Origin of the sequence: Microbulbifer variabilis (assembly GCF_023716485.1) — a bacterium.
GTDB lineage: Bacteria > Pseudomonadota > Gammaproteobacteria > Pseudomonadales > Cellvibrionaceae > Microbulbifer > Microbulbifer variabilis_B.
In genome coordinates this window covers 1198675-1224232 of record NZ_CP092418.1, presented here as the reverse complement: position 1 = coordinate 1224232, position 25558 = coordinate 1198675, and the positions used below count along the sequence as shown (strand labels likewise).

At 42.1% G+C, this 25558-nt stretch carries 27 protein-coding genes; 17 read left to right on the top strand and 10 right to left on the bottom strand.

What is annotated here, in order from left to right; genetic code table 11:
• The first annotated feature begins 602 nt into the window (after nucleotides 1–602).
• From MJO52_RS05375 to MJO52_RS05345, 7 genes are all read left to right on the top strand, one after another.
• The gene (locus MJO52_RS05375; RefSeq protein ID WP_252084921.1) at nucleotides 603–1061 is read left to right on the top strand and encodes a hypothetical protein; all 459 of its coding nucleotides are present in this window, start codon (nucleotides 603–605) and stop codon (nucleotides 1059–1061) included.
• Between the two features lie 19 nt (nucleotides 1062–1080).
• Nucleotides 1081–2187, top strand: a complete 1107-nt coding sequence (locus tag MJO52_RS05370; protein ID WP_252084920.1) for a hypothetical protein — start codon at nucleotides 1081–1083, stop codon at nucleotides 2185–2187.
• 98 nt (nucleotides 2188–2285) lie between these two features.
• Nucleotides 2286–2948: a hypothetical protein gene (locus MJO52_RS05365; RefSeq protein WP_252084919.1), complete on the top strand. Its 663-nt coding sequence runs from the start codon at nucleotides 2286–2288 to the stop codon at nucleotides 2946–2948.
• A 76-nt stretch (nucleotides 2949–3024) separates the two neighbouring features.
• Complete coding sequence (locus tag MJO52_RS05360) at nucleotides 3025–3309, top strand: BrnT family toxin (RefSeq protein ID WP_252084918.1); 285 nt, start codon at nucleotides 3025–3027, stop codon at nucleotides 3307–3309.
• A gap of 2 nt (nucleotides 3310–3311) precedes the next feature.
• Complete coding sequence (locus MJO52_RS05355) at nucleotides 3312–3515, top strand: hypothetical protein (protein ID WP_252084917.1); 204 nt, start codon at nucleotides 3312–3314, stop codon at nucleotides 3513–3515.
• The gene (locus MJO52_RS05350) at nucleotides 3493–3672 is read left to right on the top strand and encodes a hypothetical protein (RefSeq protein ID WP_252084916.1); all 180 of its coding nucleotides are present in this window, start codon (nucleotides 3493–3495) and stop codon (nucleotides 3670–3672) included. The genes MJO52_RS05355 and MJO52_RS05350 overlap by 23 nt, the downstream gene beginning before the upstream one ends.
• A 288-nt stretch (nucleotides 3673–3960) precedes the next feature.
• Nucleotides 3961–4953, top strand: coding sequence for an HNH endonuclease (locus MJO52_RS05345; protein ID WP_252084915.1), 993 nt, complete (start codon nucleotides 3961–3963; stop codon nucleotides 4951–4953).
• A 75-nt stretch (nucleotides 4954–5028) separates the two neighbouring features.
• Here the strand turns inward: MJO52_RS05345 and MJO52_RS05340 are convergent, their stop codons facing one another.
• Nucleotides 5029–5289 (bottom strand): hypothetical protein, encoded by a 261-nt coding sequence (locus tag MJO52_RS05340; RefSeq protein WP_252084914.1) that lies wholly within the window; start codon nucleotides 5287–5289, stop codon nucleotides 5029–5031.
• Between the two features lie 30 nt (nucleotides 5290–5319).
• Nucleotides 5320–5868, bottom strand: a complete 549-nt coding sequence (locus tag MJO52_RS05335; protein ID WP_252084913.1) for a hypothetical protein — start codon at nucleotides 5866–5868, stop codon at nucleotides 5320–5322.
• A 354-nt stretch (nucleotides 5869–6222) separates the two neighbouring features.
• Between MJO52_RS05335 and MJO52_RS05330 the strand changes: the two genes are divergently transcribed.
• Nucleotides 6223–6654, top strand: coding sequence for a GFA family protein (locus MJO52_RS05330; RefSeq protein WP_252084912.1), 432 nt, complete (start codon nucleotides 6223–6225; stop codon nucleotides 6652–6654).
• Between the two features lie 341 nt (nucleotides 6655–6995).
• On the opposite strand, the gene MJO52_RS05325 is transcribed toward MJO52_RS05330, so the two are convergent.
• Both MJO52_RS05325 and MJO52_RS05320 read right to left on the bottom strand, forming a co-directional pair.
• The gene (locus MJO52_RS05325; protein WP_252084911.1) at nucleotides 6996–7253 is read right to left on the bottom strand and encodes a hypothetical protein; all 258 of its coding nucleotides are present in this window, start codon (nucleotides 7251–7253) and stop codon (nucleotides 6996–6998) included.
• A gap of 43 nt (nucleotides 7254–7296) precedes the next feature.
• The gene (locus MJO52_RS05320) at nucleotides 7297–7524 is read right to left on the bottom strand and encodes a hypothetical protein (RefSeq protein WP_152452121.1); all 228 of its coding nucleotides are present in this window, start codon (nucleotides 7522–7524) and stop codon (nucleotides 7297–7299) included.
• A gap of 667 nt (nucleotides 7525–8191) precedes the next feature.
• Here MJO52_RS05320 and MJO52_RS05315 point away from each other — a divergent pair.
• A complete protein-coding gene (locus MJO52_RS05315; protein WP_252084910.1) occupies nucleotides 8192–8665 on the top strand; it encodes an NYN domain-containing protein in 474 nt (157 codons plus the stop codon).
• A 692-nt stretch (nucleotides 8666–9357) separates the two neighbouring features.
• Nucleotides 9358–10386, top strand: a complete 1029-nt coding sequence (locus MJO52_RS05310; RefSeq protein ID WP_252084909.1) for a patatin-like phospholipase family protein — start codon at nucleotides 9358–9360, stop codon at nucleotides 10384–10386.
• Nucleotides 10387–10837: 451 nt separating this feature from the next.
• Here the strand turns inward: MJO52_RS05310 and MJO52_RS05305 are convergent, their stop codons facing one another.
• Nucleotides 10838–11557, bottom strand: coding sequence for a helix-turn-helix transcriptional regulator (locus MJO52_RS05305; RefSeq protein ID WP_252084908.1), 720 nt, complete (start codon nucleotides 11555–11557; stop codon nucleotides 10838–10840).
• Between the two features lie 174 nt (nucleotides 11558–11731).
• On the opposite strand from MJO52_RS05305, the gene MJO52_RS05300 reads away from it, so the two are divergent.
• The gene (locus MJO52_RS05300; protein ID WP_252084907.1) at nucleotides 11732–12676 is read left to right on the top strand and encodes an alpha/beta fold hydrolase; all 945 of its coding nucleotides are present in this window, start codon (nucleotides 11732–11734) and stop codon (nucleotides 12674–12676) included.
• Between the two features lie 72 nt (nucleotides 12677–12748).
• Here MJO52_RS05300 and MJO52_RS05295 read toward each other — a convergent pair whose 3' ends face one another.
• Nucleotides 12749–14695: an aconitate hydratase gene (locus MJO52_RS05295; RefSeq protein ID WP_252084906.1), complete on the bottom strand. Its 1947-nt coding sequence runs from the start codon at nucleotides 14693–14695 to the stop codon at nucleotides 12749–12751.
• A 461-nt stretch (nucleotides 14696–15156) separates the two neighbouring features.
• On the opposite strand from MJO52_RS05295, the gene MJO52_RS05290 reads away from it, so the two are divergent.
• Nucleotides 15157–16182, top strand: coding sequence for a patatin-like phospholipase family protein (locus MJO52_RS05290; RefSeq protein ID WP_252084905.1), 1026 nt, complete (start codon nucleotides 15157–15159; stop codon nucleotides 16180–16182).
• Between the two features lie 208 nt (nucleotides 16183–16390).
• Here MJO52_RS05290 and MJO52_RS05285 read toward each other — a convergent pair whose 3' ends face one another.
• On the bottom strand, nucleotides 16391–17041 hold the full coding sequence (locus MJO52_RS05285; RefSeq protein WP_252084904.1) for a class I SAM-dependent methyltransferase: 651 nt from the start codon (nucleotides 17039–17041) through the stop codon (nucleotides 16391–16393).
• A gap of 489 nt (nucleotides 17042–17530) precedes the next feature.
• Between MJO52_RS05285 and MJO52_RS05280 the strand changes: the two genes are divergently transcribed.
• The 3 genes from MJO52_RS05280 (at nucleotide 17531) to MJO52_RS05270 (ending at nucleotide 19818) form a co-directional block, all read left to right on the top strand.
• On the top strand, nucleotides 17531–18415 hold the full coding sequence (locus MJO52_RS05280) for a DUF4396 domain-containing protein (RefSeq protein WP_252084903.1): 885 nt from the start codon (nucleotides 17531–17533) through the stop codon (nucleotides 18413–18415).
• Nucleotides 18416–18727: 312 nt separating this feature from the next.
• Nucleotides 18728–19255 (top strand): acyltransferase family protein, encoded by a 528-nt coding sequence (locus tag MJO52_RS05275; protein ID WP_252084902.1) that lies wholly within the window; start codon nucleotides 18728–18730, stop codon nucleotides 19253–19255.
• Nucleotides 19256–19296: 41 nt separating this feature from the next.
• Complete coding sequence (locus MJO52_RS05270; RefSeq protein ID WP_252084901.1) at nucleotides 19297–19818, top strand: acyltransferase family protein; 522 nt, start codon at nucleotides 19297–19299, stop codon at nucleotides 19816–19818.
• Nucleotides 19819–19945: 127 nt separating this feature from the next.
• On the opposite strand, the gene MJO52_RS05265 is transcribed toward MJO52_RS05270, so the two are convergent.
• Nucleotides 19946–20584 carry a LysE/ArgO family amino acid transporter gene (locus tag MJO52_RS05265; RefSeq protein WP_252084900.1) on the bottom strand — a complete coding sequence of 213 codons (639 nt, stop codon included), beginning with the start codon at nucleotides 20582–20584 and terminating at the stop codon, nucleotides 19946–19948.
• 101 nt (nucleotides 20585–20685) lie between these two features.
• Here MJO52_RS05265 and MJO52_RS05260 point away from each other — a divergent pair, with 101 nt between their 5' ends.
• Complete coding sequence (locus MJO52_RS05260; protein WP_252084899.1) at nucleotides 20686–21588, top strand: LysR family transcriptional regulator ArgP; 903 nt, start codon at nucleotides 20686–20688, stop codon at nucleotides 21586–21588.
• A 40-nt stretch (nucleotides 21589–21628) separates the two neighbouring features.
• On the opposite strand, the gene MJO52_RS05255 is transcribed toward MJO52_RS05260, so the two are convergent.
• Entirely contained in the window at nucleotides 21629–22429 is an 801-nt protein-coding gene (locus MJO52_RS05255; RefSeq protein WP_252084898.1) for a fatty acid desaturase family protein, read from the bottom strand.
• A gap of 116 nt (nucleotides 22430–22545) precedes the next feature.
• Nucleotides 22546–23352: a hypothetical protein gene (locus MJO52_RS05250; RefSeq protein ID WP_252084897.1), complete on the bottom strand. Its 807-nt coding sequence runs from the start codon at nucleotides 23350–23352 to the stop codon at nucleotides 22546–22548.
• Between the two features lie 792 nt (nucleotides 23353–24144).
• Between MJO52_RS05250 and MJO52_RS05245 the strand changes: the two genes are divergently transcribed.
• Nucleotides 24145–25446 (top strand): CAP domain-containing protein, encoded by a 1302-nt coding sequence (locus MJO52_RS05245; RefSeq protein ID WP_252084896.1) that lies wholly within the window; start codon nucleotides 24145–24147, stop codon nucleotides 25444–25446.
• Nucleotides 25447–25558: the final 112 nt, after the last annotated feature.

The following is a 25558-nucleotide window of genomic DNA, read 5'->3' as shown; positions in this document are numbered from 1 at the left end:
ATTGCTGGCCAAACCGCCAGATTCGCGGTTTGAGGTATATGGGAACTGGCCAAAACTAAGGTCAGATAAGCTGATATGGCAGGATGTGTAGAGAGGCTCTTTTTAGTGGTATGCCCTATTGTTGAGTGTCTTTGATTCAGGAGCAGGAATTCAAAGTGGTGCTACATTTGGTGCTACTTTTTTCAGGAAAACACCCAGAGGGCTTGGAATCACTAGCTTTCCAGTCGTTTTTCGAGTCCGGCCTCTGTACCATCTCTCAAACCCGCGTCAGCCCTAGCTTTCGCGGGTTTTTCATTTCTGCGCAGACAACTTTGTAAAAGACTCTTTTGTTGGTTAAAGCGCCAAAGTGTCAACGCAAAATCACGTTGACACTTTGCTCCCACCTAGCCTTTCAGTTGTGCAACATCCTTTCACTTCTCTTCACAACTCTTCAAAGTGTGAAATCCCCACCGACCCCAAACCCCGCACCAGCTCAGGCCAGGGCCGCTAGTCTCATTTCATCAACTAAAAGAGTGCCCAAAATCGGCAGGCGTGGGGAGGAGTGACCGGCGGCCATTTTTGCTGCACAATTATTGATCACATCAAATCAGAGGGAGCTGGTTATGCGAATTTTTAAGGGGCTTTTAAGGCTTGGTGCCTACTTGGTAGCTTTATCTGGCTGCCAAGATGCAATGAAGGGAAGTGAAATCTACCCGACAACAGATAACCTTATAGAAATTGAGCCGGACCGAATCAAAATTATTGAGGCCAAGGATATTGCGGGTGGTGTATTTTTGATAATTGGAGGGTATACCAATCGTCAGTGTGAAATTAACATTGCTAATGCAACTCTTAAAGAAGGAATCGCAATCAGCTCGATTGAAGTAGGCGACAAAATAAAGGCGAGGTGTTTATGGCAAGGGGAAGAACACATACAAACCAAAAAATATCTCACTCCAATAACACCAAATATAAATGAATTCTCAACAATAGACATTCAAGTTTACTCCCCAAAATACAACCAGTATCTCGCAATTACCGCTACAGACTTGCAACTACCAGTTACCACAAATAAACCTTAAGACAATATTTGGTGAAATTTTGAAAAACCGAGTACGCTCCATGCTCTCAATATTAAAAAAAAACAACGAACAAAAAGAAGGTGACAAAAACCCTACTACCGATAATATTGCCGACCATCCAATACCACTAAAAGACTACTACCTATTTAGGTGGACTCTATGTGTCGGTTTTGGCTTTGCGCTTATAGTTGCCGCCTTCATTTGGTGGTCTAATCTAGGTTTGTATGAAGGTTGCGGATCATCACTGTGCTGGAAAACCTTTTTTGACATTTACAGCCCTTCAATAAAAGTCGCAACTGGAACATTAGCTTTAGCTGGCCTTATTGGCCTAGTTTACAGAAGCACTCAAACAGCGGAACAGATAGCTCATGCAAACAGAATGTGGGGACATGAGTTGACTCAATCAGCCTTTTCTCGACATATTGAACATCGCCAGATGTTTATTAATGTCTTAAATGACCTTGAAAAAAGGTTAGGAATTAAATTCTCAGACAAATCAGAACTATATGAAATATGGTTCCCAGAAAGCAAAATTCACAGTTTTAATATAAGCCTAAACGAACGAGGTGCAGGCCCCTTAGCTGCCGCCAACAAACTAGAATCTGTAGCTAGAACAACTTTTCACCACTACGCCAACGGCATATTCACTATTAAATCTTTAAAATCCCAAAACAAATTGATTCACAACGCCTTAGAAGATATAGGTATCGCTAAAAACAGCAACGGAATCTTTGACACCCCCGGAGGAGTAAACGAAAGTACCGAGAACACGGTGAGAATCATATACACCATCTTAAAATCAGTTTTCGCAATTACCTCAAGCAAAGAACAGACTCCCAAAGCCCAACCAATAATGCTTGAAATATATCCAAAAGCAGGCAAAAAGCTTTTTTATGCAGAAACAGCTAGAACGATCAAACCCAAAGATAATCTTGTTTGTATATTCGGAAATATCACACCTGACCAACAGTATAATATAGATCCTGATAAACCAAATATAGAAATCCATCATGTGTCCGAGGAAGAGATCAAAGGTGATCCGACAATTGAGTTGAGAAAAATATTAGAGATCAATAAAGAAGGTTTACGGGACAACACCATTAGGGCTGAAAATAGCCCTGCATAAAACAGTTGATTATGCACTCATCAAAAGATATAAAAGTAAATTATATCCACCTAAGCAATTTCAAACATTGCATCTATAAAAAAGGGGCAAGCAAGAATATGGATACTCATACCACAATCAACCAGTTTGATTTAACTGAATTATTTTTTTCGAATTGCGAACATAGAAAAAAGATCTGTGACCAGCTTCATGGAGATAATTTGAGAGTTGAAGCCATAACCCTCATATGCTGCCATATGGAAGCACTTGCCACCTTCGTATACCAAGCCAGAGGCAAAGGCTACTCGAAAGCCTTCTGCAGATTACTTGCAGATTATGGTGACAACGACATATTCAATAAGATTCACCCAGGATATTTAATTAAACAAATTGAAAATAACGGAAGAATCAAAGGTGAAGACAAGAAAAATATAATAGAAGCACTAAGGCGTTTGGCTGGAGCAACTCAAGACATCGAGGACGTAAAGCGTGCGATTTTAAGCCCAACTACCGATAAAGCAAAAAAATGGATAGAAAAATATTTATACATGGGCACCTTCGCTCATATTATTTATGATTTTGTTCGATCTCGGTCCGTTCATCACGGTGAAGAAAACATAATAAATATTGAGGAAATATTGCACAACGGCTCGACCGTTCCAAGAATCGACTATAGATTTTTATCTGAAACTTACGAAAGCTTATTGAAGAATTTTAGAGAAGCCTGCAACAGCTCCGGCAAGGATCCATATAAATTTGTATCTCAGCAAGAATATATGTAACAAACATACCAACCAAAATACATTTCACATGGTAACCACAACTTAAAACAAAGAAAACCAGGCCCAAGGACGCAATATGGATTTTGAGTGGGACGAGAACAAAAGGGAATTAAATATTCAAAAACACGGGATAGACTTCGTCTCAGTAATTCCAGTTTTTGATGACCCCAATGCTATAGAGCAGTACGACAGCGCCAATTCTGATTTAGAGAATCGATACCAGATTATAGGAATGGCTAGACCTGGCGTATTATTTGTAGCCTTTACTGAGCGAGATGAAGGAAATACGATTAGAATCATCTCAGCACGGCGAGCGGGAAAAAGTGAGATCGCCAAATATAGATCCATGAGAAGAGTGTAGCCATGACTATTAAAAAATATACTAAGAAAGAAATTGAGCAGATGGAAGATCTGACAGATTACGAGCGAGTCAGGGAAATGACCGAAGAAGAAATCAGAGAGAGCGCAGAATCTGACCCAGATGCCCCGCTACAATCAGAAAGTGATCTAGAAAACTTTAAGCCAGCACGGAGGAGAGGTGAAAATGCCAAGAATAACAAAAATTAGTAAAGCAACAGATCCATCGAAACTGCCCCAAGATAGAACTGATTGGGGCCGTGTATACCAGAAACCCCAAGACACTGTTGATCAAGAGGCAACCATGGATAGCGAAAATCCAGTTATAAAAGACGGGAAAACTCGCAGATTAAATAATAACAAGTAAGAACCCAAACTAACCCTCTGGGTCGACGCCTCTAGCTGCAACCCACTACGGAGCGCAAGCCGATCGCGAGGGTTTGAAACCATCTCCCAGTAAAAAAGGTTTTACATAAAATTTCTTACAGACCATCGGGGAAAAATGACGGCTACGCGATCAATGAATCCTTCAATTTTTTCAAGTAAATACAGACACATTTAAAAAATTTTAGGCGACAGCCCAACCATTACCCGAGCGACTCTCACCTAAAACAAAGCCACACAACGTTCACAAAAAATGGGGGACATTGAAAGCATGGAAGGAACTTGTTTTCTCTGTAAAGAAAATAAAGAGCTAACTGTAGAGCATATCATTCCACAAGCAATTGGGGGCTTTCTCAAAGAACCCATCTATTGCTCAGGGTGTAACAATAAATCCGGAGAAGATATTGACTCAACTGTAACTTCTGCATTCGCGAGATACGCAAGTCTAATGAATGTAAAGAGAGAGCGCGGCGAAAATCAACCTTTCGTAGTAAATGACAAAGAGAGCGGACTTGAACTAGAGTTTCGCAATAACTCATTTAACAGAAAGACTACAATTGTAGAAAAAGAAACTAATTCAGAAGGAGTTCTAATTAGCGCTCAAATATATGCGCGATCAACTGCCGAGCTCAATAAAATCAAAACGGGATTCTCCAAAAAATATAATATACCCAAGTGCAACTTCAGACTTGAACAGTCAGAGATACCTCCACCTATTGGCGAAGTTGATTTGATTTTAACAGGAAATGATCTGTACCGTGCAATTGCCAAAATTGCATATGGATTTGCCTGCATCAAAATACCCAAAGAACGAATACTATCAAGCCATTTTGATGGGATTAGGGAATATATAAAAGGAGAAAGAGATTCAAAGTTTGTAAGCCTAAATTATGAAAGTACAAGTTTCATGTCAGACAATAACAGACCTTTAAATAAGATATGCATAACCTACAACCGCCTTGAAGGAATTGTAATAGGCTATGTAGCAATATTTGGTGCTTTTAGGTATACCATATTACTAGGTGAACAATTGACCTCCAATATCGAATGGGCAACCATTGATCACACAGCAGATCCCATCAGAAGACGTGAGATTCCCACTCCAAATTACTTCATACCACCTAGAATATCAAAAAATGAAGTGCTTTATCCGAATCAAACAGAACAGTCCGTTATTCAAGCGCTAAATGATGGTCTCAAATTGATACGCAACCACAGTGATGCTCTCTCAGATATATTTGTAAACATTACTAGCCGAACTTAATAAATAAAAAGAAGTAGCCCCAATATATGGGGCCAACAAAAAATACAATCAAAAAATACAAAAGATTTTCTTGGATTATCCCTCTTGTTGGGCACCTAGGCGTCTTTTCACCAATACACCACCTCTCATAATTGAGTATTCAGTGAACCTCCCATTCACAATATCCAAAATCTGCAACCAAGAATAAAACTCTGCTTTCTTAGACTTCGCAATCTCTTCCGCTAGCTCCATTGCCGCCTCTTCAGTAGGTGCGGAACCTCTGAAACTCTTTGCTCCGCCATTCATCAAGTGAACTCGTTCTGCGAATATGGCAAATCTGTTTACCTTATTTTTCATAACTTCTCTCCTTTTAAGTGTATAACCAGCTTAAGCCCGAACCGCGCTAAGCTGAGATTTCAAACTATCTGCACTGCTCTTGTGCCCATTAATTGCCGCATCCTGATCTGGTTTTTTGCCATTACTTGGGTGCGTATGTGTAGCGAGTGTCCCGGCCAGGGCCGACACTAAGCCGATTAAATCTTCTAATACCTTCAGCACATTTAAAGATTCACTACCTAACCAAAGCTTTCCGCCGTCTTTTACTTTGATGGTTTGGCGGACCTTGGCCACTGATTCGCGAATATTTCCGATCTGTTCTTTTAAGTCGCGCCCCGCTGAAATATTAATATCACTGCCGCTTGTAATATTTAGATTGTCTAGGGCTGACAAGTTCAGGCCACCAGCAGATAAGAAACGTAAAGCTCCAAGAGCTTCAATTATTTTTACGCCGGCCACCTCTTCCACGGAATGTTCATGGACTTGGCGGTGTTCGCTGTCACAGTTTGTCTTTATTTCCGCGGCCTCTGTAATCCTGCGTAATGATTTCTCACGTATATCCCCGTGGGTTTCCCGGCTCCAGTCTGTGCTGTCATCCACTTTTAGTCACACTGAGTCGCATTGCTGCCACATTAAACTCCACGGTCGGGTACTAGGTGCCCTACCCCGTGCGATGACACCGTACGAACAAATGGCTCATCAGCCATTGCCTGCATAGTGCAGCGATAGCGGTACAAAAAACAGGCAAGCAATCAAATGAAAAACCTCTACCATCTCGTAATTTATATCGAAATAGGACGGATAAATAACTAGCCAAGCTACCAACATTTATGTTTACATCACGTTGTGTGATCTGCATTTACAATTCAAACAAATCATCTTGTCGATAATAAAAAAGCATGCTTAATTTAGATTCTTATTTTAAGTCAACTTTTACATCTACAGGCTCAATATATGAATAGTGAGAATACAATTACTTCCGGTGGTTGCTTGTGTGGAGCTGTGCGGTACGAGGTTAAAGGGCCACTACGCAACGTAGTTAACTGTCATTGTAGTATGTGTCAAAAGTTGCATGGAAGTTTCGGCCCTCACACAAAAGCTCGCAAAATAAATATCAAGATAACAAAAGATGACGGGCTGGCGTGGTATAAAACATCAGAAGTGGCCCGCAGAGGCTTCTGCCAGCAATGTGGCTCAAGCCTATTCTGGGAACCATTTAATCTCGATGCAACTGGAATTATTGCGGGCTCACTAGATGGCCCAACCGGGTTGAAAACTATGGGGCATATTTTCACTGGCGAAAAATCTGATTTTTACGAAATTGATGACGATCATCCTCAATTCAAAAAGTCATCCAATGGACAGCTTGTCAACGACTACAAATAAATCATTGTTTTTTTGACTGAGGGAAAACCACAGACCTAAACGAAGAAAAGAAACATAAAATTAATCTTTCGGTCATAGGCTCAACCCCTATCTGACTGAAAATAATCAATTTAAATAGCAAGTGAGCTGACACTTAAGTGAAAATATCGGCTTTAGTGACAGCTCAAATTAAAATTGGAACAGTACAAAACAACATAACTAATAGCCTTTTGGCAGTAAAACAACCTCTCGGGAAAGGGGTTTTCCTGGCAACTCTCGCAACGGTTAAGGCCCCCTTCTAAGATGCCTTCTTCACTTTCATGGAACCTGACTGAAACCAGAGGGTGTCATTTATTAGCTATTCAGTTTTTACTATCCGGACACTCTCTTTCCTCCAACACCCCACCGGTCTTGATTGAATACTCGGTATAGTTGCCAGTCATAACATCGAGAATTTGCAGCCAAGAATAAAACACCGCTTTTTCAGACTTAGCAATTTCTTCTGCCAGATCCATGGCGGCTTCTTCTGTGGGTGCAGAATCCCTAAAACTTTTTGCACCGCCATTCATCAAATGAATTCGTTCTGCAAAAATTGCGAATCGATTGATCTTTCTTCCCATGATCTATCTCCTTTTCGATAAAACTGCTTAAGCCCTTACATCCTTATGCAGGGGCTGCCAGCCAATCCATACTGCGCTCGACTTCCCGCATCTGCGTCAATGTCAGATCCAACTCCTTGCGCAGATTTACACCAACAGAAACTGAAAAGCTGCGCACGTACTTCGTATAATTCAGCATACAGATAGCATACATTGCTCGGTTGTCATAATCCGAGCGATACCGGCAAATCCGGACAGGCTCTCCGTCGAAAATGATGCTTCTGGTTCCCATAACTACCCTTACCAAACCACTGTACATGCATACAGTATAAGATATGGTGATCCTGCTTTGTCAACCAACAATGAACTCAACACCCTTAATGAGCCCTGAATAGGCTAAAAATCAACCTGTTATCACAAAGTGGTGTCTTGAAGATTTTTGAGGTCTGAATGAATCGCGGAATAAACTGGGAACTGTTAAACGACGAAAAACCGCTATAGAACATCACTAAAAATTGGTCGTTCAGTATGGTAGCCCTGCACCAATTACAAGTAGTCAAGGGAGACTGAACTCCATTCAACGCCACTCTACTCATTAAGAAAAACAAATTTTCTGAAATACGGCCTGAATAACCGATTTAAGCACTCACTAGCTTATCTTGGTTTATATCGTTGAGTAGATAGCGCTAACTTGGTCGATCAGCACCATTATTCACTAATGGTAGAAGGCATTCCAAGCGTTCAGTTTGCACAGCATTGGTTTTATATACCATCGCTTTGCCAATACATGCTGTCATTTTTAATAGCCTGTTTTTATAATCCAGAACATTCAAAATTTAGTATTGGCTAACAATTGTCACTTGAAATTGAAACGCTAGCAACATAAAGTACCCACTTAAGTAATAACAGTCAATATCGTTATTTTTAGTATTAGGCTTTTAACATTATTGGACTATCAAATGGAAAAGGTTGCCATTCTTGTTGACGTGCAGAATGTTTATTACACATGCAGGCAAATCCATAAACAAAACTTTGATTACAATAAGTTTTGGTCTGAAGCAACTAGTGGAAGGAAGGTCGTAAAGGCCGTGGCCTACGCCATCGATCGCGGCGATAGAAAACAGTATCAATTTCAAAATATCTTAAGATCTATCGGTTTTGAGGTGAAACTAAAACCCTTCACACAACGGTCCGATGGTTCCGCCAAAGGTGATTGGGATGTGGGGATAACGATAGATGCAATGGAATATTCAAGCTTAGTAGACACTATAGTTTTAGTTTCAGGTGATGGTGACTTTGATATTCTTGTGCATAAGCTCAGATTAGATAGAGACAAAAAGGTTGAAGTATATGGCGTACCAGAGTTGACAGCTGCCACATTATTCAACGCGGCAAGTAAATTTATTCCAATTGATAACAAGCTTTTACTTTAACAACTATCTATCTAAGTATACGGCTCTTTTATAGGCTAATATACATCTATAGGACGACAGCACAAGCTCCATAGCCAAACATCAGCAAGGAGCTTAGTACTAACTTGAAAATTTAATGCGGACGCTGATACTTCTCTATACACTTTTACCAGCAGTAGTGATTCAAATACCTATAAGACCCTATTTAATGACTTAGGGTGGCAGCCTCTCTACAGTTTAACCTCAGGATATACCGCTGCATTTATGGTTATTAAAGATTTCTCAAATGCACAAGTCAGTATAACTACTATTTACCAGCGTCATGACAACACCCGAGACATTGATAGAATAAAATCGATGGAATCGACCAGATATGTAGATGTTCTCCCCCAATTTAAAAAGCTCAGGCTTTTCGAGCTAGTAAGCCATAAAACCTAATTGACTTACAATAAGAGTTTTAAAAGAACCTATCAGTCAATTTTATACTTACTTAAACCTTTCTATCTATCCAATACTCAACCCAAGGTCTGGGTGCTTGTATATTTTTCCATTTTGACAACTACTTATTTAACTCACAAATATCCATAACATATTGATATTTATACTAATTATAAGAACTCATATAAAGCTTGACCCTTCAAAACAACAACCGATCAATCAAGTGCTATGTTTTTAAAGATAACCTCAAGTGTCAGGGTAGAGGAGAGTCGATAATGACTATGAGAATCCTATCTATCGATGGAGGGGGTATTAGGGGAATACTGCCTGGCGAGATACTGGTATCTCTTGAGGAAAAACTAAAAAAAGAATCAAAAAATCCAGATGCCAGGATCGGCGACTATTTTGATCTCATTGCCGGCACAAGTACAGGTGCCATACTCGGTGCTGCATATATCTGTCCTAACAAGAAAGGAAAACCTAAATTTTCAGCTCGAGAAGTAGCCAATATCTATCTTGAAGAGGGAGATGATATATTTGACGTCCAATTCTTACAATTTTTAAGAACAGTAGGAGGAATTCGAGATGAAAAATACTCCGCACATGAACTAGAGAGAGTTCTGAAATATTACTTCAAAAAAATAAAACTGAGCGAGCTATTAAAGCCAACTTGTTTTGTTTCCTATGACATTAAAAATCGCAAACAAATAATTTTCAGGCAACATTGCGCAAAAACGGGGAGTGAGGATTTCCTGGTAAGAGATCTACTGCGTGGAAGTTCCGCTGCACCAACATATTTTGAAGCAGCACGTATCCGCCCACAACTACCATTTAAGACAAAATATGTCCTGGTGGATGGCGGTATGGTCGCCAACGATCCAGCCTTATGTGCTTACTCCGAAGCAATAAAGTTTAGTGGGGTGGGAGGGATTGAAGATATGGTAATTGTTTCTCTCGGAACAGGTAAAAAACTTAGAGAATACTATTATCAAGAGGTAAAAGATTTTGGTCTTTATGGATGGTCAAGACCTGTAGTTGACATTGCACTTAATGGTAACTCACAAATGACTGACTATCATCTGGAAAAAATCGCCTCTACCGTAAAAGGTAGACAATATTATAGAATTGAACCTCTGCTGTTCGACGCAGAAAAAGAAATGGACAGTGCCACCCCAGAAAACTTAAACAACCTAAAAGAAGCTGGAAAAAAGAATGCTGATGAATTTGACTCTGTATTAGAAGAGATAGCTGAGATACTAGTTACACCTAATAAGCCTCACGAATATATACCATATCACAAGTGATGGTCTAAACAAGCTACTTTGAACGTTATATTTATACAGAATATTTATCTTTTGATTTTTGCCAGATAATCATAGATTAATAAGGCATCCTATTTAATATAAAACTGACAAAATTATCTAGCAAAGATAACCAATAATCCTTGATCGTTAAATATTAGCCTTACCTTTCGTGAGCTTGAAAACAATCACTGTCAAAGTTATCGTTGAAGTTGTAATCATAATTATAAGGTATGAACAAGATTCATCAGCAAAACTTCAACCTAGAGCATTTAAAACTACTAAAAAAATATACAATTAAGAGTAAAATATAACCTTAATATGAATAGCCAATATACTTTATATTGAAACCCCTTTCAGATCTATTGAGAATATTCTGACGAAAGATACCTTTTTTCCTCTTATAATGAAGATATACGCAAACCTAAAGATCAGCTTTATAAACTAGTGAAGATTAACGAGATAAATCCCGAATTGGAGAAACACTATCTTCGAACAAGACATGTCGCCGTCGAAATGTTTTTCCCTTAAGGTATTCAGGGTTACTGATTCTGTCCATTCGAAAATGACGGAAGTCTTTGCGTGCGGGATCCCAAGCTACCAAATACCATAGAGGTGGTAAAATCAGCATCGCCTGTGGCTCAACAACCCTGCTGGTTACAGACCCCTTTGCATCACGGTATTGGAAGCTTAGTTGTAACCGCTGGAGAAAAGCTGTCTCGAAAGTGGGGAGCAGCGCGGGCTCCATTTCCTGAATATTGGATACGTCTACCTTTGGCGAAAGCTTACCGATATATAAGCAGTCTAAAAATCGGCGTAAATCACGTACTTTGTCCGGTGGCAAAGCCTTCTCTATTTTGGCAAGCCCAGTATCTGCAAGCCCCGAAAAAGGTAAATTCCCGGCCGCACGCATTGATGCAACGCTGATAAGGAGTGCAAAGACCTCGGCAACCGAGAGGCGCGCTGTGGTTTGGACCAATTGCGGGTCTAATTGTAGGCCGCCCCCGGGGCCAGGGGCAGAATGGATAACAAAGCCCTCATCGCGCAGTGCGCTAATATCACGCAACACTGTACGCCTGGATACACCGACCTCTTCTGCTAAGTCAGCAATCGTAGAAGTACCATTTCGGCGAAGGATGCGCACGATGGCGTCTTGTCGAAGGCGAACACTCATTTTGTAAGGATATTATTAAATGGTGACATTATTTGGCACCATTTGATTTTAGCCTATGTTTGTTCTTTTCAGCAAAGGAGTTCTGAAATTGCAACGCACATCCGTAGCCCCAAGTCGAAGAAGGGGCTGTCCGGCACATAAGGCATTGTTGAGCCTCAAAAAAGGAGAAATACATTGTTTAATCAAACCGAATTCCCCAAGCCCACTCTTATTCCAGTCAACGGCGTTGAGTTAGAAGTCTTTGAAGCAGGCCAACAGAATATGGGAAAACCAATTGTGCTTTGTCACGGCTGGCCAGAACATGCCTATTCTTGGCGCCACCAGCTGCCTGTACTTGCCGCAGCCGGCTACCACGTTATCGTTCCAAACCAGCGTGGTTATGGCAATTCATCCCGACCTGCCGATATAACTGACTATGGCATTGAAAACTTGTCGGGTGACCTCGTCGCGCTTCTTGATCACTACGGATACAAAGATGCCACGTTTGTCGGCCATGATTGGGGCGCAATGGTGGTTTGGGGGCTTGCGCTATTACATCCAAACCGGGTCAACAAAGTTATAAACATGGCTTTACCCTACCAGGCTCGAACAGAAAAGCCGTGGGTCGAGTTTATGGAAGAATTTCTAGGAAGCGACTATTACATTGTTCACTTTAACCGACAGCCAGGCATCGCGGACACTGTGTTAGATGCAAATACTTCACAATTCCTTCGCAATATATTCCGCAAGAACGTACCTCCAGCACCACCAGAGCCTGGAATGATGATGATCGATCTCGCCAAAGCAGAAGCGCCACTTGGCGAGCCCTTAATGAGTGATAGCGAACTGGCTGTTTTTGTTTCCGCATTTGAGAAAACAGGGTTCATGAGCAGTATTAATTGGTATAGAAACCTTGACCGAAATTGGCAGATCTTGGCAGATGTAGAGCCAACCATCCAAAAGCCAGCACTTATGATTTACGGCGATCGAGACTTGATCCCTAAGGCTCCAAACTTAAAAGAGTTTGTTCCCAATGTTGATATAGTCAGTCTCAACTGCGGCCACTGGATTCAACAGGAAAAACCGGAAGAAACAAATCAGATCATTCTAAAGTGGTTAGAAAAACAGGATGCCACTTAGCGTAAAAGGCTATTCGATATAAAAAGTATTTAATTAAAGCATTTGAGTAATTTTCGGGTGCACTAAAACCCACTATTTCTCGTTACTCAGATACTTTTCTCGTACTTGATTAATCATGCCACCAGCCTCTAGCACTTCGATTTCATCTACTGACAAGTCACTGCGTAGACTAATACTCTCACCGGATGGCTTAATCAAAAGCTTTACAGAATTGTTTGATTTCAGTTGTGCTATTGGCTTATCAATCTCAAGGATTGAATCCTGCTCAATTCGATCGTAATCATCAAAGTTCTCAAAAAGTAGTGGCAGAACACCAAAATTAATGAGATTACGGCGGTGGATACGAGCCATGCTTTTTGCAATTATGCACCTTACCCCAAGAAATCGTGATGATACCGCTGCATGTTCACGGCTGGAGCCTTGCCCATAATTTTCACCACCAACAACAAAACAGTCACCATTCAATTTTATCGCCCGCTGGTAAAAGTTTTCATCAATACGGGAAAATGTATAGCGACTAATGGCGGGGATATTTGAGCGTAAAGGTAAAATCTCCGCTCCAGCAGGCAGTATTTCATCTGTCGAAACGTTGTCACCCGCTTTCAGTAATAGCGGACCCGTTAAGGTGTTTGGAAGCTTTTCAAAGTTTGGCAACGGTTTGATATTCGGACCTTTAATCAGCTCAACGGCTACGGGGATTTCTTGTGGTGGCTGAAGTAAAGGTCTTATATCTGGCAGATATTCCGGCTCACTAAAGCTGGGATAGTCCATGTCCAGATCACGAGGATCGGTGATCACACCCTTCAGTGCACTGGCAGTGGCGGTTTCAGGGCTGCATAAATAGACTTGGTCATCGGCTGTGCCGGATCGACCAGGGAAATTACGTGGCACAGTACGTAGGCTGATACGGCCAGTGGCCGGAGCCTGCCCCATACCAATACAACCGCCACAACCTGTTTGGTGCAAGCGCGCGCCCACTTCAAGTAGCTTTGTGAGATCGCCACTCCGGCTAAGCTCCTCTAGCAATTGGCGCGAGGTTGGGTTGATATCAAAAGAGACATCGTCGGCTAATCGACGACCTGCGACGATACGCGCTGGTATGGCGAAATCCCTCAGCCCAGGGTTAGCAGAAGAGCCTATATAGCTCTGGTAAATAGGGCGACCAGCCACTTCACGTACGGTTACCACTTTGTCTGGACTGGATGGGCAGGCGATCAGCGGCTCAAGATCAGATAAATTAATGGTGTCCTCTTCGTCATAGCTCGCACCCTCGTCGGCTTTCATTTCTACATAATCGCTTTCCCGATGCTGTTGTTTGAGGAAGGCCTTCACAGCGTGATCGGCAGGAAAGACACTGGCCGTGGTACCCATCTCCTGCCCCATATTGGCGATTACATGGCGGTCCATAGCAGTAAGATTGGTGAGACCTGGGCCGTGGTACTCGACAATCTTATTCACACACCCCTTGACCGTTTGCCTACGCAACATTTCCAGGATGATGTCCTTGGCACTGACCCAGGGAGGCAGTTCACCCTCAAGCCTTACGCCGAGCACCTTCGGCATTTTCAGCGCGAAGGGAACGCCAGCTATAGCCATGGCCACCTGAAGACCACCAGCACCAATGGCCAGCATACCCATAGAGCCGGCTGCACAGGTATGGCTATCGGCGCCAAGTAACGTCTTTCCGGGAACATCAAAGCAAGCCATATGTACCGGGTGGCTTACACCGTTTCCAGGACGTGAAAACCAAAGTCCAAACTTGCGACAGGCGCTTTGCAGGAACAAGTGATCATCCGCATTTTTGAAGTCCGTCTGTAGAAGGTTGTGGTCTACATACTGGGCGGAAAGCTCAGTTTTGATTTGTGATAAACCAAGCGCCTCTAGCTCTAACATCACCAGAGTGCCGGTACCATCCTGAGCCAGCGTCTGGTCAATCTTTATCTCTATTGGGCTACCGGGTTCCAATGAACCACTCACGAGATGACTCTTAATCAGTTTCTGTGCGAGGTTCATAGCCATAGTGGGTACCCTTGAGCAAATTTCCTTAATCTGAGAAGCTCCACTTTCGGCGCCTCTTGAACCTGATTCATTGTAGTCCGGGTCAAGATAGTTACTATGTGTGTCTAAGTGCCCTTCTGTATTGGCATGATTAATTAAGCGCCGGGCCGACAACCTAAGATCCTAGACAATTCGAAAACACGCTAGCCTCAATATGCCATTAAAAATGGCCTTCTCTTTTTCCTTTTGACAAACCAGTGATCAAACCCAAAAAAACTCACGCCCAGTGCTTATGCGAATTTTCTTTAAAATTAACTTATTCATTTTATGAATACGGCCGTACTGCTCAATATGTATTTTTTAATACCAGAAACTTATTTTTACATCCATTAATCACCGCTCACATTTAAGGCATTAACCATTGAGCCTAGTGCTATCTTTCTACAATTGCACTCAATGAATGAATCCAGGGAGAGTTAACAGTGGCGATCCGAATCCTATCTATTGATGGAGGGGGGATAAGAGGCATACTGCCCGGTGAAATATTGGTCTCTCTTGAACATAAGCTAAAAGTGCAATCAGGCAACCCCGACGCCAGAATAGGAGATTTTTTTGACCTCATTGCAGGAACAAGCACTGGCGCCGTATTAGGCGCGGCCTATATCTTCCCTAATGAAGAGGGAAGGCCAAAATTTTCAGCCCAGGAAACCGTTAATATTTATTTAAAAGAAGGAGACAAGGTATTTAATGGTGGAATCTGGCCTTATCTGGATAAGCTGAGACTACTCAAGGAAGAAAAATACTCTACACATGAACTAGAAAAGATTTTGAAGAAATATTTTGGAAAAACAAAGCTTAGTGAACTATTAAAACCCACCTGTTTTATTTCCTATGATATTAAAAAGCGAGAGCAAGTTATCTTTAGGCAACACTGCGCATTAGTGAGAAATGAAGACTTTCTAGTTAGAGATTTACTACGAGGCAGCACCGCCGCACCAACCTACTTTGAACCCGCACGTATTTACTCACTATCACCAATTAACAAAAAATATATACTGGTAGACGGTGGTATGGTTGCCAGTGACCCCGCTTTATGTGCTTACTCAGAAGCCATTAAGTTTAGCGGTGTGAGTGGGATCAAGGATATGATTATTGTGTCTCTTGGTACTGGTAAGCAGCTAACAAGTTACAAATACAAAGAAACGAAAAATTGGGGTATTTTCAACTGGGCAAGGCCAGCTATAGATATTGCATTAAGTGGCGGAGCTCAAATGACCCATTATTACCTGAAACAAATTTCATCAACCGTAGAAAACACAAAGTACTACCGAATTCAGCCAGATCTCCATGATGCGAATTCTGCATTAGATGATGCATCTCCTAAAAACTTGAAAAAACTGAAGAAGTCTGGTGAAAGAAATGCAAAGTACTATGATAAGTTATTAGATGACATTGCTCGGACACTGACAAACACACAAGATAACCATCAATATGTGCAAAGATACTGATACCTATCATTACCAAATTAGCTATATTAATAATTAATCATTCAAGCATCTCGTCAAACAGATACCACACATTAAACACTTTCTATAGAGTTTACCAAAAATCAAACCATATCTATTCTTGATCTTTCATACGGTATTTTTTAATTGAAATAATACCAGAAACAATCGGTAGCAGCACTGAGCTTGTTAAGCTCATATGATCCTTTGTTCAGGCCTCACATAAAACAATGTTTATTAACTTTTCTACTCGATCTCCGGTATTACTCTCTCCATACTCAATATGCCTTTCACAGCATAGAACCCTAAAGCCAGCTTCAATTAATTGAGTCCGAATATCGCTTTCATCAAAAAGCTGAAACCCAAACGATGTAAATGATAAATTCTGCATAAAGGACTTATCACCAAAAGCTAAGCAAAACTTTCCTTCAGGCACCAATACTCTGCGTATTTCAGACAAATGCGTTTTGATAGATTCCAAAAAGTAGATAGTGTGGACAGTAATCGCCTTCTCGAATTGACTGTCAGCAAACGGTAACCTCTCCGAGGTTCCAACTTTAAAGTCCATCTGTCCCGATTCAATGTGTTTAGAGTTGAGATTTTTCGCGCTCGAAACCATTTCACTAGACCAATCAATTCCGGTATAGCGAATGCTGGAACCCTTTCGAAGTACATCGACTGCAAATTTACCATTGCCAGGCCCAATCTCAAGAATATGGTCATGATCCACCACACGAAGTAATTCTAGTGCGGCCAGGTTCGTTGCTTTATTAGCCTTATTCATCTGCAGTGCAGTATCTGAAGCTAAGGCGCCAGATGGCTTCCTTAGTTGTTCGGCGACTAGTTGAGGATCTTTAGACATTGTATCTCCATTTAGTATTCATCATAAAATGTATATTAAAATCCAAAATATATTATTTATGACACTTACAAATTGACATTCATTCAGAGATTAAAAATAGTCCTCTCGAGGTGATTTTGCCTTAGTGTTTAGCCGCCACAAAGAATTTACTATCTTTTATTGCTTAGCTTATAAAGCTCAGCATTAAATTTATCTAAATACACCAAAAACAACCAAATACTTTTATAGACAGCCCTAGAGTGCAAAATAGATTACCCTAAGCAATTTCAATATATAACGTTTAGCGGGTTCATCAGGAAGTTTTAAATGTCGATTAAAATAAAGACTAAAGATATTACTCCTGCATACGCTATAGCGCAGCAAAAGTACGTACAGATACAATTATGTAGCTGTGGGTAGATAGTAGCTAAGGCTCATCCGGATTCTCAAAAACCAGCCCCTATCAATTAAACTACTAGATACCGGCATAATCCTTAAAGAGAATCTGGCATGCTAAATGGCGCTATGCTTGTCTGGTTTATTTTCGCGGCTATAAGTGTGGTCTTTGTCGTTTGGGATTCTATCACCAACGCGCCGACCAGCTGGGTACAGCGCATGGCGTGGATACTGGTTGTTGTATATACAGGTGTTGTTGGGCTGATTCTGTATTTACTGACTTGCCGGCGCCCCTTTCCCGGTGGTCACGATGCATTTACGCGCGCCACCTGGAAACAGAGTGTTAATAGTGAGATGCACTGCCTGGCCGGTGATGCCACCGGTATTGTTATTGCCGCATCCATTGTACCCTTCTTTGGACTCACCAATGGCTGGGATGCCACCATTGAGTATATTGCAGGCTTCATTTGCGGGCTGTTCATTTTTCAGGCGTTGATGATGCTGGGTATGTACCAGGGCAACTATTTGAAAGCGGTGCGCAAGACATTTTTTGCTGAAACGGTATCTATGAATATGGTAATGGGGGGAATGATTCCTACCATGGTGATACTGGCTACACTGTGGCCAGAATCGGAAGATCCCACCAATGCCACATTTTGGTTTCGAATGAGCCTTGCAAGCATTGTCGGTGGCTTTATCGCTTATCCCATCAACTACTGGCTGGTAAAAAACCACCTAAAACACGGATGCATGACCCTACCAGGACTGGATGGTCCTGCGCCCTGTCTAGGGTTTTGTTCTCCGGAAACTGATCCTGATATCAAGAATAGCCAGCCAATCCCCTCATCCACCCATGATTCACAACCCGAACATGAAGGGCATACCATGACAATGCAAACATTGCCTTTTACTGCATCCAGTTTTTGGGTAGTGGGAACTTTTCTGTTTCTCTTATTTGCGATACTAGTGACTAATCAGTTTGTGCCGTTGAAGTTTTGACTGTTTATTTAATAGTCAGTCTCGAAAAGATCAACAAGTAAGATTGAATTATCCTCTGATTCGAGGATTTATGGTAGGATTCGGTTCATTCATCAGTGTCCTCTGGAAGCTAAGAACCGTTCGCTTTAAGCAATAAGGCTCATTTCCTTGACCTGATTTTAAGTATAAATTGCCTTGTAAAGGCTTATCATTGTACTTAATTACGGCTCGCCTTAAATGCTATTTATAGCATTTCAAGCTTGCCCGTAGCAGCGAAATAAATTCTAAAACCTATGGGTTTTCCTCTGCTGATTAAAGGAATACAGCAAATCTATGAATAGCCGTTTACTTAACCTTGATGCACTGCGGGGGCTTGCAGCAATTCTTGTTGTTTGGCAACACAGTAGTGAAGTTTTTATTCGTAATTCCAGTATCGCCCAACATGGCACCGAGCTGGCTGAGTTTGTGAACCAACTAGATTTTGGCCGAATAGGAGTAATCTGTTTCTTTTTAATTTCGGGCTTTGTTATTCCTTTTAGCCTCTCTAGTACTCAAAGCTCTTTAAAGAACTTTGCCATTCGCCGTTTCTTCCGTCTGTATCCTGCCTACTGGACATCGCTATTTATGGCACTTGGCCTAACTTGGCTTATCAGCGACTGGATGTATCCTGCAGCTACTATTGCCGCAAACACAACCATGCTACAGGGGTTAATGGGGTTTGATAATGTGCAAGGGCTTTACTGGACCTTGACAGTTGAATTAATTTTTTACTGCTTATGTGCATTGATTTTTGCCAAACGGCAACTTGCTAACCCCCTGGTCCTACTACTCTTCTGTTGGGGGGATTATCCCTATTTATAGGTTGGCAATTATTAGAGCAATTACCCATTAAGCTGCCAGAGATGGCTCCCACCATTACTTATATTCCTTTCTGTCTCGCCGTTATGTTCTGCGGAACCTTGATCCGACATAGTTATGTGAGTAAGAAAAACTACTGGTATGCCATTCTCGCAGTAGCAGGCACCTTCTCTATTCCGCTGATGGTTTTGTTTCTTTATTTCCTAGGTAAACCGGTCACCGAAGACCCTTTGCGCTTTGCCCTACCGCATCTCATTGCTTTGGCTATTTTCTTTGTAGTTCTGCTAGTCCCCTTTAGGCCATGGCGCAGTCTGGTAGCATTGGGAACCATCAGTTATTCCGTTTATCTATTCCACCCCATTGTGATGCGTGGGCTGAATTGGACCATACAGCAGTCGTGGGCACAGTCATTTTCTGCTTATTCTGTAGAGGTCTATATGTTGGCCACAACTCTTGTGAGTATTGCCCTGGGAACTTTGGTGTACAAGCTGATTGAGAAGCCGGCTATCAATATGGGTCGCCACTTAAGCAGAAACACAGAAAATAAAGAAATGGCCATTGCCTAAAGGGGTTTTCCACTTATCTACAATGGGAAGCTAATGATTATTCATACATGCCTGATTTATCCAGGCATGTATGAATCGGAGCGGATAGCTTAAAAATCTCCAATGACCGCTCCGTTAATCTGATTGGTTACTGTGCCCACAGCAAGCTTGCTGCAATCGACCACATCATAATACCCACCAATACATCCAGTACTCGCCAGGTTTTTGGGTTCTTAAACAGCGGCTGCATCATACTGCCACCAACCGATAACAGCGCAAACCAAAGCACCGAGGCACTGCAAGCGCCAATCACAAAGAATAAAGTACCTTCTCCTGCGTACTGGGCACCGACCGAGCCAATCAGGACAACCGTATCCACATAAGCATGGGGGTTTAACAGGGTAAGCGCCACAGCGGTAATCAAGGCAGAGCGCCTGGATTTAACCCACTCTTTCTTATCCTCTAGCCCCTTATTGGTAAAAGCTGAACGAAACGCCATAGCACCATAGCCAATCAGGAAGGCCACGCCCAACCAGGTCAACCAGACCATCCAGTTTCCTTCTGCTTGGGCCAAGTGTGACACCAGGTAGACACCACTGGTGATCAGGACAATATCCATCAGAACACACAGCGCAGCGATACTGTAGTGGTACTGACGGCGAATACTCTGCGTCAATAGATAAGCATTCTGCGCGCCAATTGCCATGATCAAGCTGATAGTAGTGATAAAGCCCTTTGTCAGAGGGGCTAGCAGCAAACCCGAAATCACGTTGCCTCCTGTGGTCATTGGGGTCTGCCCGCGGTGTGCGGGTCGGAAAGTGGCGGGAGATTAAGAGGCGAGCTAGAATAAGTAAATTTAATTATATTGATACCTCATAAGAATATCTTATGTTAGATCTCAAACAGCTTCAGGCCTTTGCTTTCGTGGTAGAGGAGCAGAGTTTTGATAAGGCCGCCGCTTTGCTTCACGTCAGTCAATCTGCAGTATCCCAGCGAATCAAAGCGCTTGAGGGACAAGTCGGGCAGGCCCTGCTCATCCGATCAACACCACTACGCCCTACTGAAGCCGGTCTTAAGGTGCTGGGTTATTTCCAACAGATGCACCTTTTGCAACACGAGCTGCTAGCAGACATAGACCCGGAAGGCAGTAAAACCCGTTATAGCAACCAAAATAAGGTGCGTATCGCCCTTAACTCGGACAGTCTGGATACTTGGTTCCTTAAAGCCGTGACCCCCATCATTCGTTCCCACCACCTACTTGTTGACTTGAAAGTCGATGACCAGGAAGCCACCTTGGAGCTGCTCAAGAACGGAGAAGTCATTGGCTGTATTAGTTCGGTAACCAGTAACCTGCAGGGCTGCCAGTCCATTCTATTGGGACACATGGCTTACTACCCGGTATGCACTCCGGCTTTTAAGGAACACTACTTCTCGGACCCAGTCGATGTGGATGAATTTCGCTATGCCCCTGCAGTTGAATTCAACTATAAGGACCAGCTGCAAAGCCGATACTTAAAGCAGTTTTGGGGAATAGAGGCCGGCCAATACCCGTCTCACGAAATCCCCTCCTCTAAGGGATTCCTCAATTTTCTGACATTGGGCTTGGGCTGGGGAATGGCACCAGATATACAAGTGGAGGATTTGTTAAGACAAGAGAAACTGATCAAGCTGACTCCAGATCAGCATCTGAAAATCCCCTTGTACTGGCATGTTTGGAATTTGAAATCCAAGTTAATTAAAGAAATCACGCATACTTTGGCTGAGTATGCCCATAAAGTATTGCACCAGTAAGCAGCACTGGTGCAAATAAATACTTGTCCTTTGCTAGGCCTCATCTCACTACCTGTTTCAAAACACCGAAGTAGTTACTGGCCAGCTCAACATCATCGTAATAACCACGATCCTTTAGCAACTTATGCAACGCCCTGAGGTTATAAGTGGGCACTGCCATGAAGGCATGATGTTCACAATGGTAACTCAAACCTTCTGTGGGACTGACAAACAGAAGCCCTAAAATACCCCTAGGCACCGAACGCGTATTGTATTTTGGTTCCAAGTGGTAAAGATCTTTGACCCCTGCGTGTTCGGCGATCTGACGCATCCGAATAATAGCCATATACACGGTAAGATAAGCCACAATCCACAATAGATATAACTGCGGGACACCAAAAGCCCACAGTATGGCAAACATTACACTATTAACGAATAAACCTCGGGTTAACTGAAAATTCACTCGCTTTTTACGGCTTAGTAAGTCTCGCCCACTCAAAAATAAATATAAATTCGCTTTTAAACCAGTTAACCCCAAAAAATCTCTGGAAAACTTCCTAACCAAACTCTTTTTACTGACAGGATAATCCTTATAGTTTTGCAGGTCTGGATCTTGATCTGTACCGGCTTTACGGTGATGCATCATATGACTTTTTATATAGGTTTCTCCATCCATTAACAAAAACGGTGAAGACAACCACTTACAAACAAACTTGTTATAGGCTCGAGTTGCGAAAAGTGTTTTATGACCAGTTTCGTGCATAATGGCTGCCAGGGCCTGCTGCCGCCCAGCAAGTAAAAATACTGCAACAATATAAGTTGCCCAGTGTGGCAATAACGCTGCTATGGTAAAAATTCCCACTATACAGAGCCAAGTACTGACCACTATCCACCAGGCCTTGGCATCACTGCGCTGTAGGAGCGGCTTAACCTCTTCTTTACTAAGGGGGATATTCATTGCAAGTCACCATTTTGTGATTATGTGTCAACGCCTAACTTCTGCAATTGTTCCAACCAAATATTGCGACCTGTACGGTCATACTTACGTACAATACTTTTAAGTTCCTGGTATTTATTTTGTGGCCTGATTACTTTTGGTAGTAAAGGGTCAGTCGCTAAACGATGGATAGCCTCGCCACCCAAGCGGCATGTTTCAGATAACGAAGCTTTGGCAGGCTTTGATGCCAGGTTTGTAAGACTGCTCTCAAGAGCATCTATCAAGGCATCATACTCTCGATCTAAACGTTCAATATCCCACAAATCGTCTCCCCATTGATTAACCAGTGTGTCCGATACATCCTGCAAGACAAAGCAGTGCGCATTGGTTTCGAGACCTAGTGTAATCAGCATGTCGGTTAATTTTGCATGACTCAGTGTGAGATTATTGGGTCGCACCAGCAGGTGATCCAGACCTTCGGCAAATCCATACCACTCAAGTACCATTAATGATTTCTTACGAACTGCACGTGCTGCTCTTTTAGGTAGGTGGCAGGCTATCCACCTAAAATCCCAGTTATCGTATAGAAAGGTATTGTTTTTCCAACGGTTTATAAAAGCACGTTTGGACAGTGCTTTTTCTGTCAAACTGTAGATACCACGCCGATTTTGAGTAATCAGGCCGGTGCCCACCAATCTATTAAGTGTCACCCGTAAATTATTTGTGGAAACATCAAATGCATCAGATATGAAACCCAGCTGGCTGGTTGCCAGTTCATGTCGCTTATTAACCCCCATCAAATCCAATAGAATATTTTTGGGGGTAGGCTCATAGGTAAACTGATACATAGTGAATATTACGTCATTAGTCTTGAGATACCTTTTGTGTAATATTACAGAACCAGACCCAACACACAACACTTTGTAATTTTGATTTTAGAAAAAGTCATTTAAATCAACATAAACATTACCTGGAGATTACTACAGGTATTCAGATCGCACTCTCACTTATTGCCACCTAATAGCATTGCGATTAATAAAACACCCTAAACATACCCATAGGATGACACATTCCCCCACACCCTACTTAGATAAACACTATACAAATCGCTTACCACTACTGAACACCTTTAATTGTTGATCTAATGTACACAAAAAGAGGCCACCCATATAAACGACCAACCAAATAAAATATATTAACCAATAAATTAGCACCTCCAAAAATGGCAAGATTAAAATTAACCTACCGAAGATCTGGAGCAACTTTCATTGAAAACCTGCTGGAACTTTTACTGAGCGATCGCTATTAGTCCATATTTGTTTTAATCGCAGCTACAACTCACCTTGAGATTCCGGACCAATAGCCTCAAGAGAAATCCGGGCTACTTAAAGTAAGTTTACTCTAGGGCACCATTCAATAAATATCATGCTGTTTCACTTTCCACTATTACAAAAATCAAGCATCAAGATTAAAAAACGAAAAATAAATAAATTTTTCACTAATTAATTTGCCTTCTCAACAGTCCATAAAGCATCAATCATATTGCAATAAAATACATGTCACGCTTCACAGAATAACGTAAATGCCTCTCTATAATTCGCTCGATTTTATAAAAGTACAACGTGTAAAGTGGGTCTGATATGAATGATTCCTTCAAACTAATAACAGCTATCTGTTTATCCGCCCTCCTGGCTGCCTGTTCAGGTGGCGGGGGTGGTTCCGACAATGACAATAAAGGCATTCCTGAGGTTAGTGATGATGGAGGGATGAACCAAAATCCCAATCCTGATCCCAACCCTGATCCCGATCCCGACCCCGATCCCGATCCCGACCCCGATCCCGATCCCGATCCCGATCCCGATCCCGATCCCGATCCCGATCCCGATCCCGATCCCGGTGAAGATGGTTCCTTTGAACTCTCTTTGGAACAAAAACGTATCATGTTAGACACTCACAATGAGTACCGGGAGAGATGCGCGAAGGGTGAATCTGGAGAAGGTAACGGCCCAGAATCTGCCGGTAATATGCAGACCCTTTTTTGGGACGATGCTTTGGCAAAAATGGCCAAAGAAAGAGCATCAGCCTGCTATTTTGGTCACTTAAATGAGGCAACCGGTATTAGAGAGGCATTTGAAAAAGTTAAAGGTGAAGTATCTTTTGTATTGCCCGCTGGTAGTATTGAAATCGGAGAAAATGTTTCAATTAATATTTTTAATCCACCGGCATCGCAGTATGCTGCCGAGACCTGGGCCGGCTCAGTTAAATCTTGGTATGATGAAAGCTATGGGTATGACTGGGATAATGAATTCTGCCATGCAGAAACATGTGGCCATTGGGCCCAGGTATGCCATGGAGAAACCCGTTATGTTGGCTGTGCTGTAGCGGAATGCGATAGCATTATTGGTTCTAGTAACCCTGCCTATAACGATGGCGCACATGTGGTGGTATGTAATTACTTCCCCTCATTAGATAAGAGCCGACGTATTCCTTTCACCAACGGCTGGGGATATGAAACCTGTAGAACGTGCCAAAACTACGACCTTCCCTACTGTGTTGATAACATGTGTACTGGAGGGATAGCCAAAGATTGGAATGCCTCAGAAAAAAGAAACAAGAATGTAGATCAGTGTACCGATGGCTTGGGCAGAGATATAGTACCTTGTAGCTTTTACGATAATGAGGGTGTCCCACCGCAGGTAACAGGGTTCAAATATAAATACTCTGAAGGAAAAGTAATATTAACATGGAATGAAGCCATTAAAAATGGTGGCACACATCACTATAAGATATTCCGCGATGAGGAGTTTGTAGGTAAAACCCGTCACTTGACCTACAGTGACTCTGATTTAGGTCAGGAAAAAAACTATAGATATAAAATAATTGCTGTGGATCATGCTGATCAAAGAAGTCAGCCAGCATTTCTGGATATAGTTATTGATTAAGTTTACAAGTTACTAATATGGCATTTGATGCCTCAAGGGACTAAGAAGGTTATTAGGGTCTACCTACTTCAACTATCGTAGATAGAATAATGAGTGTAGGCAGGCCCTAGTA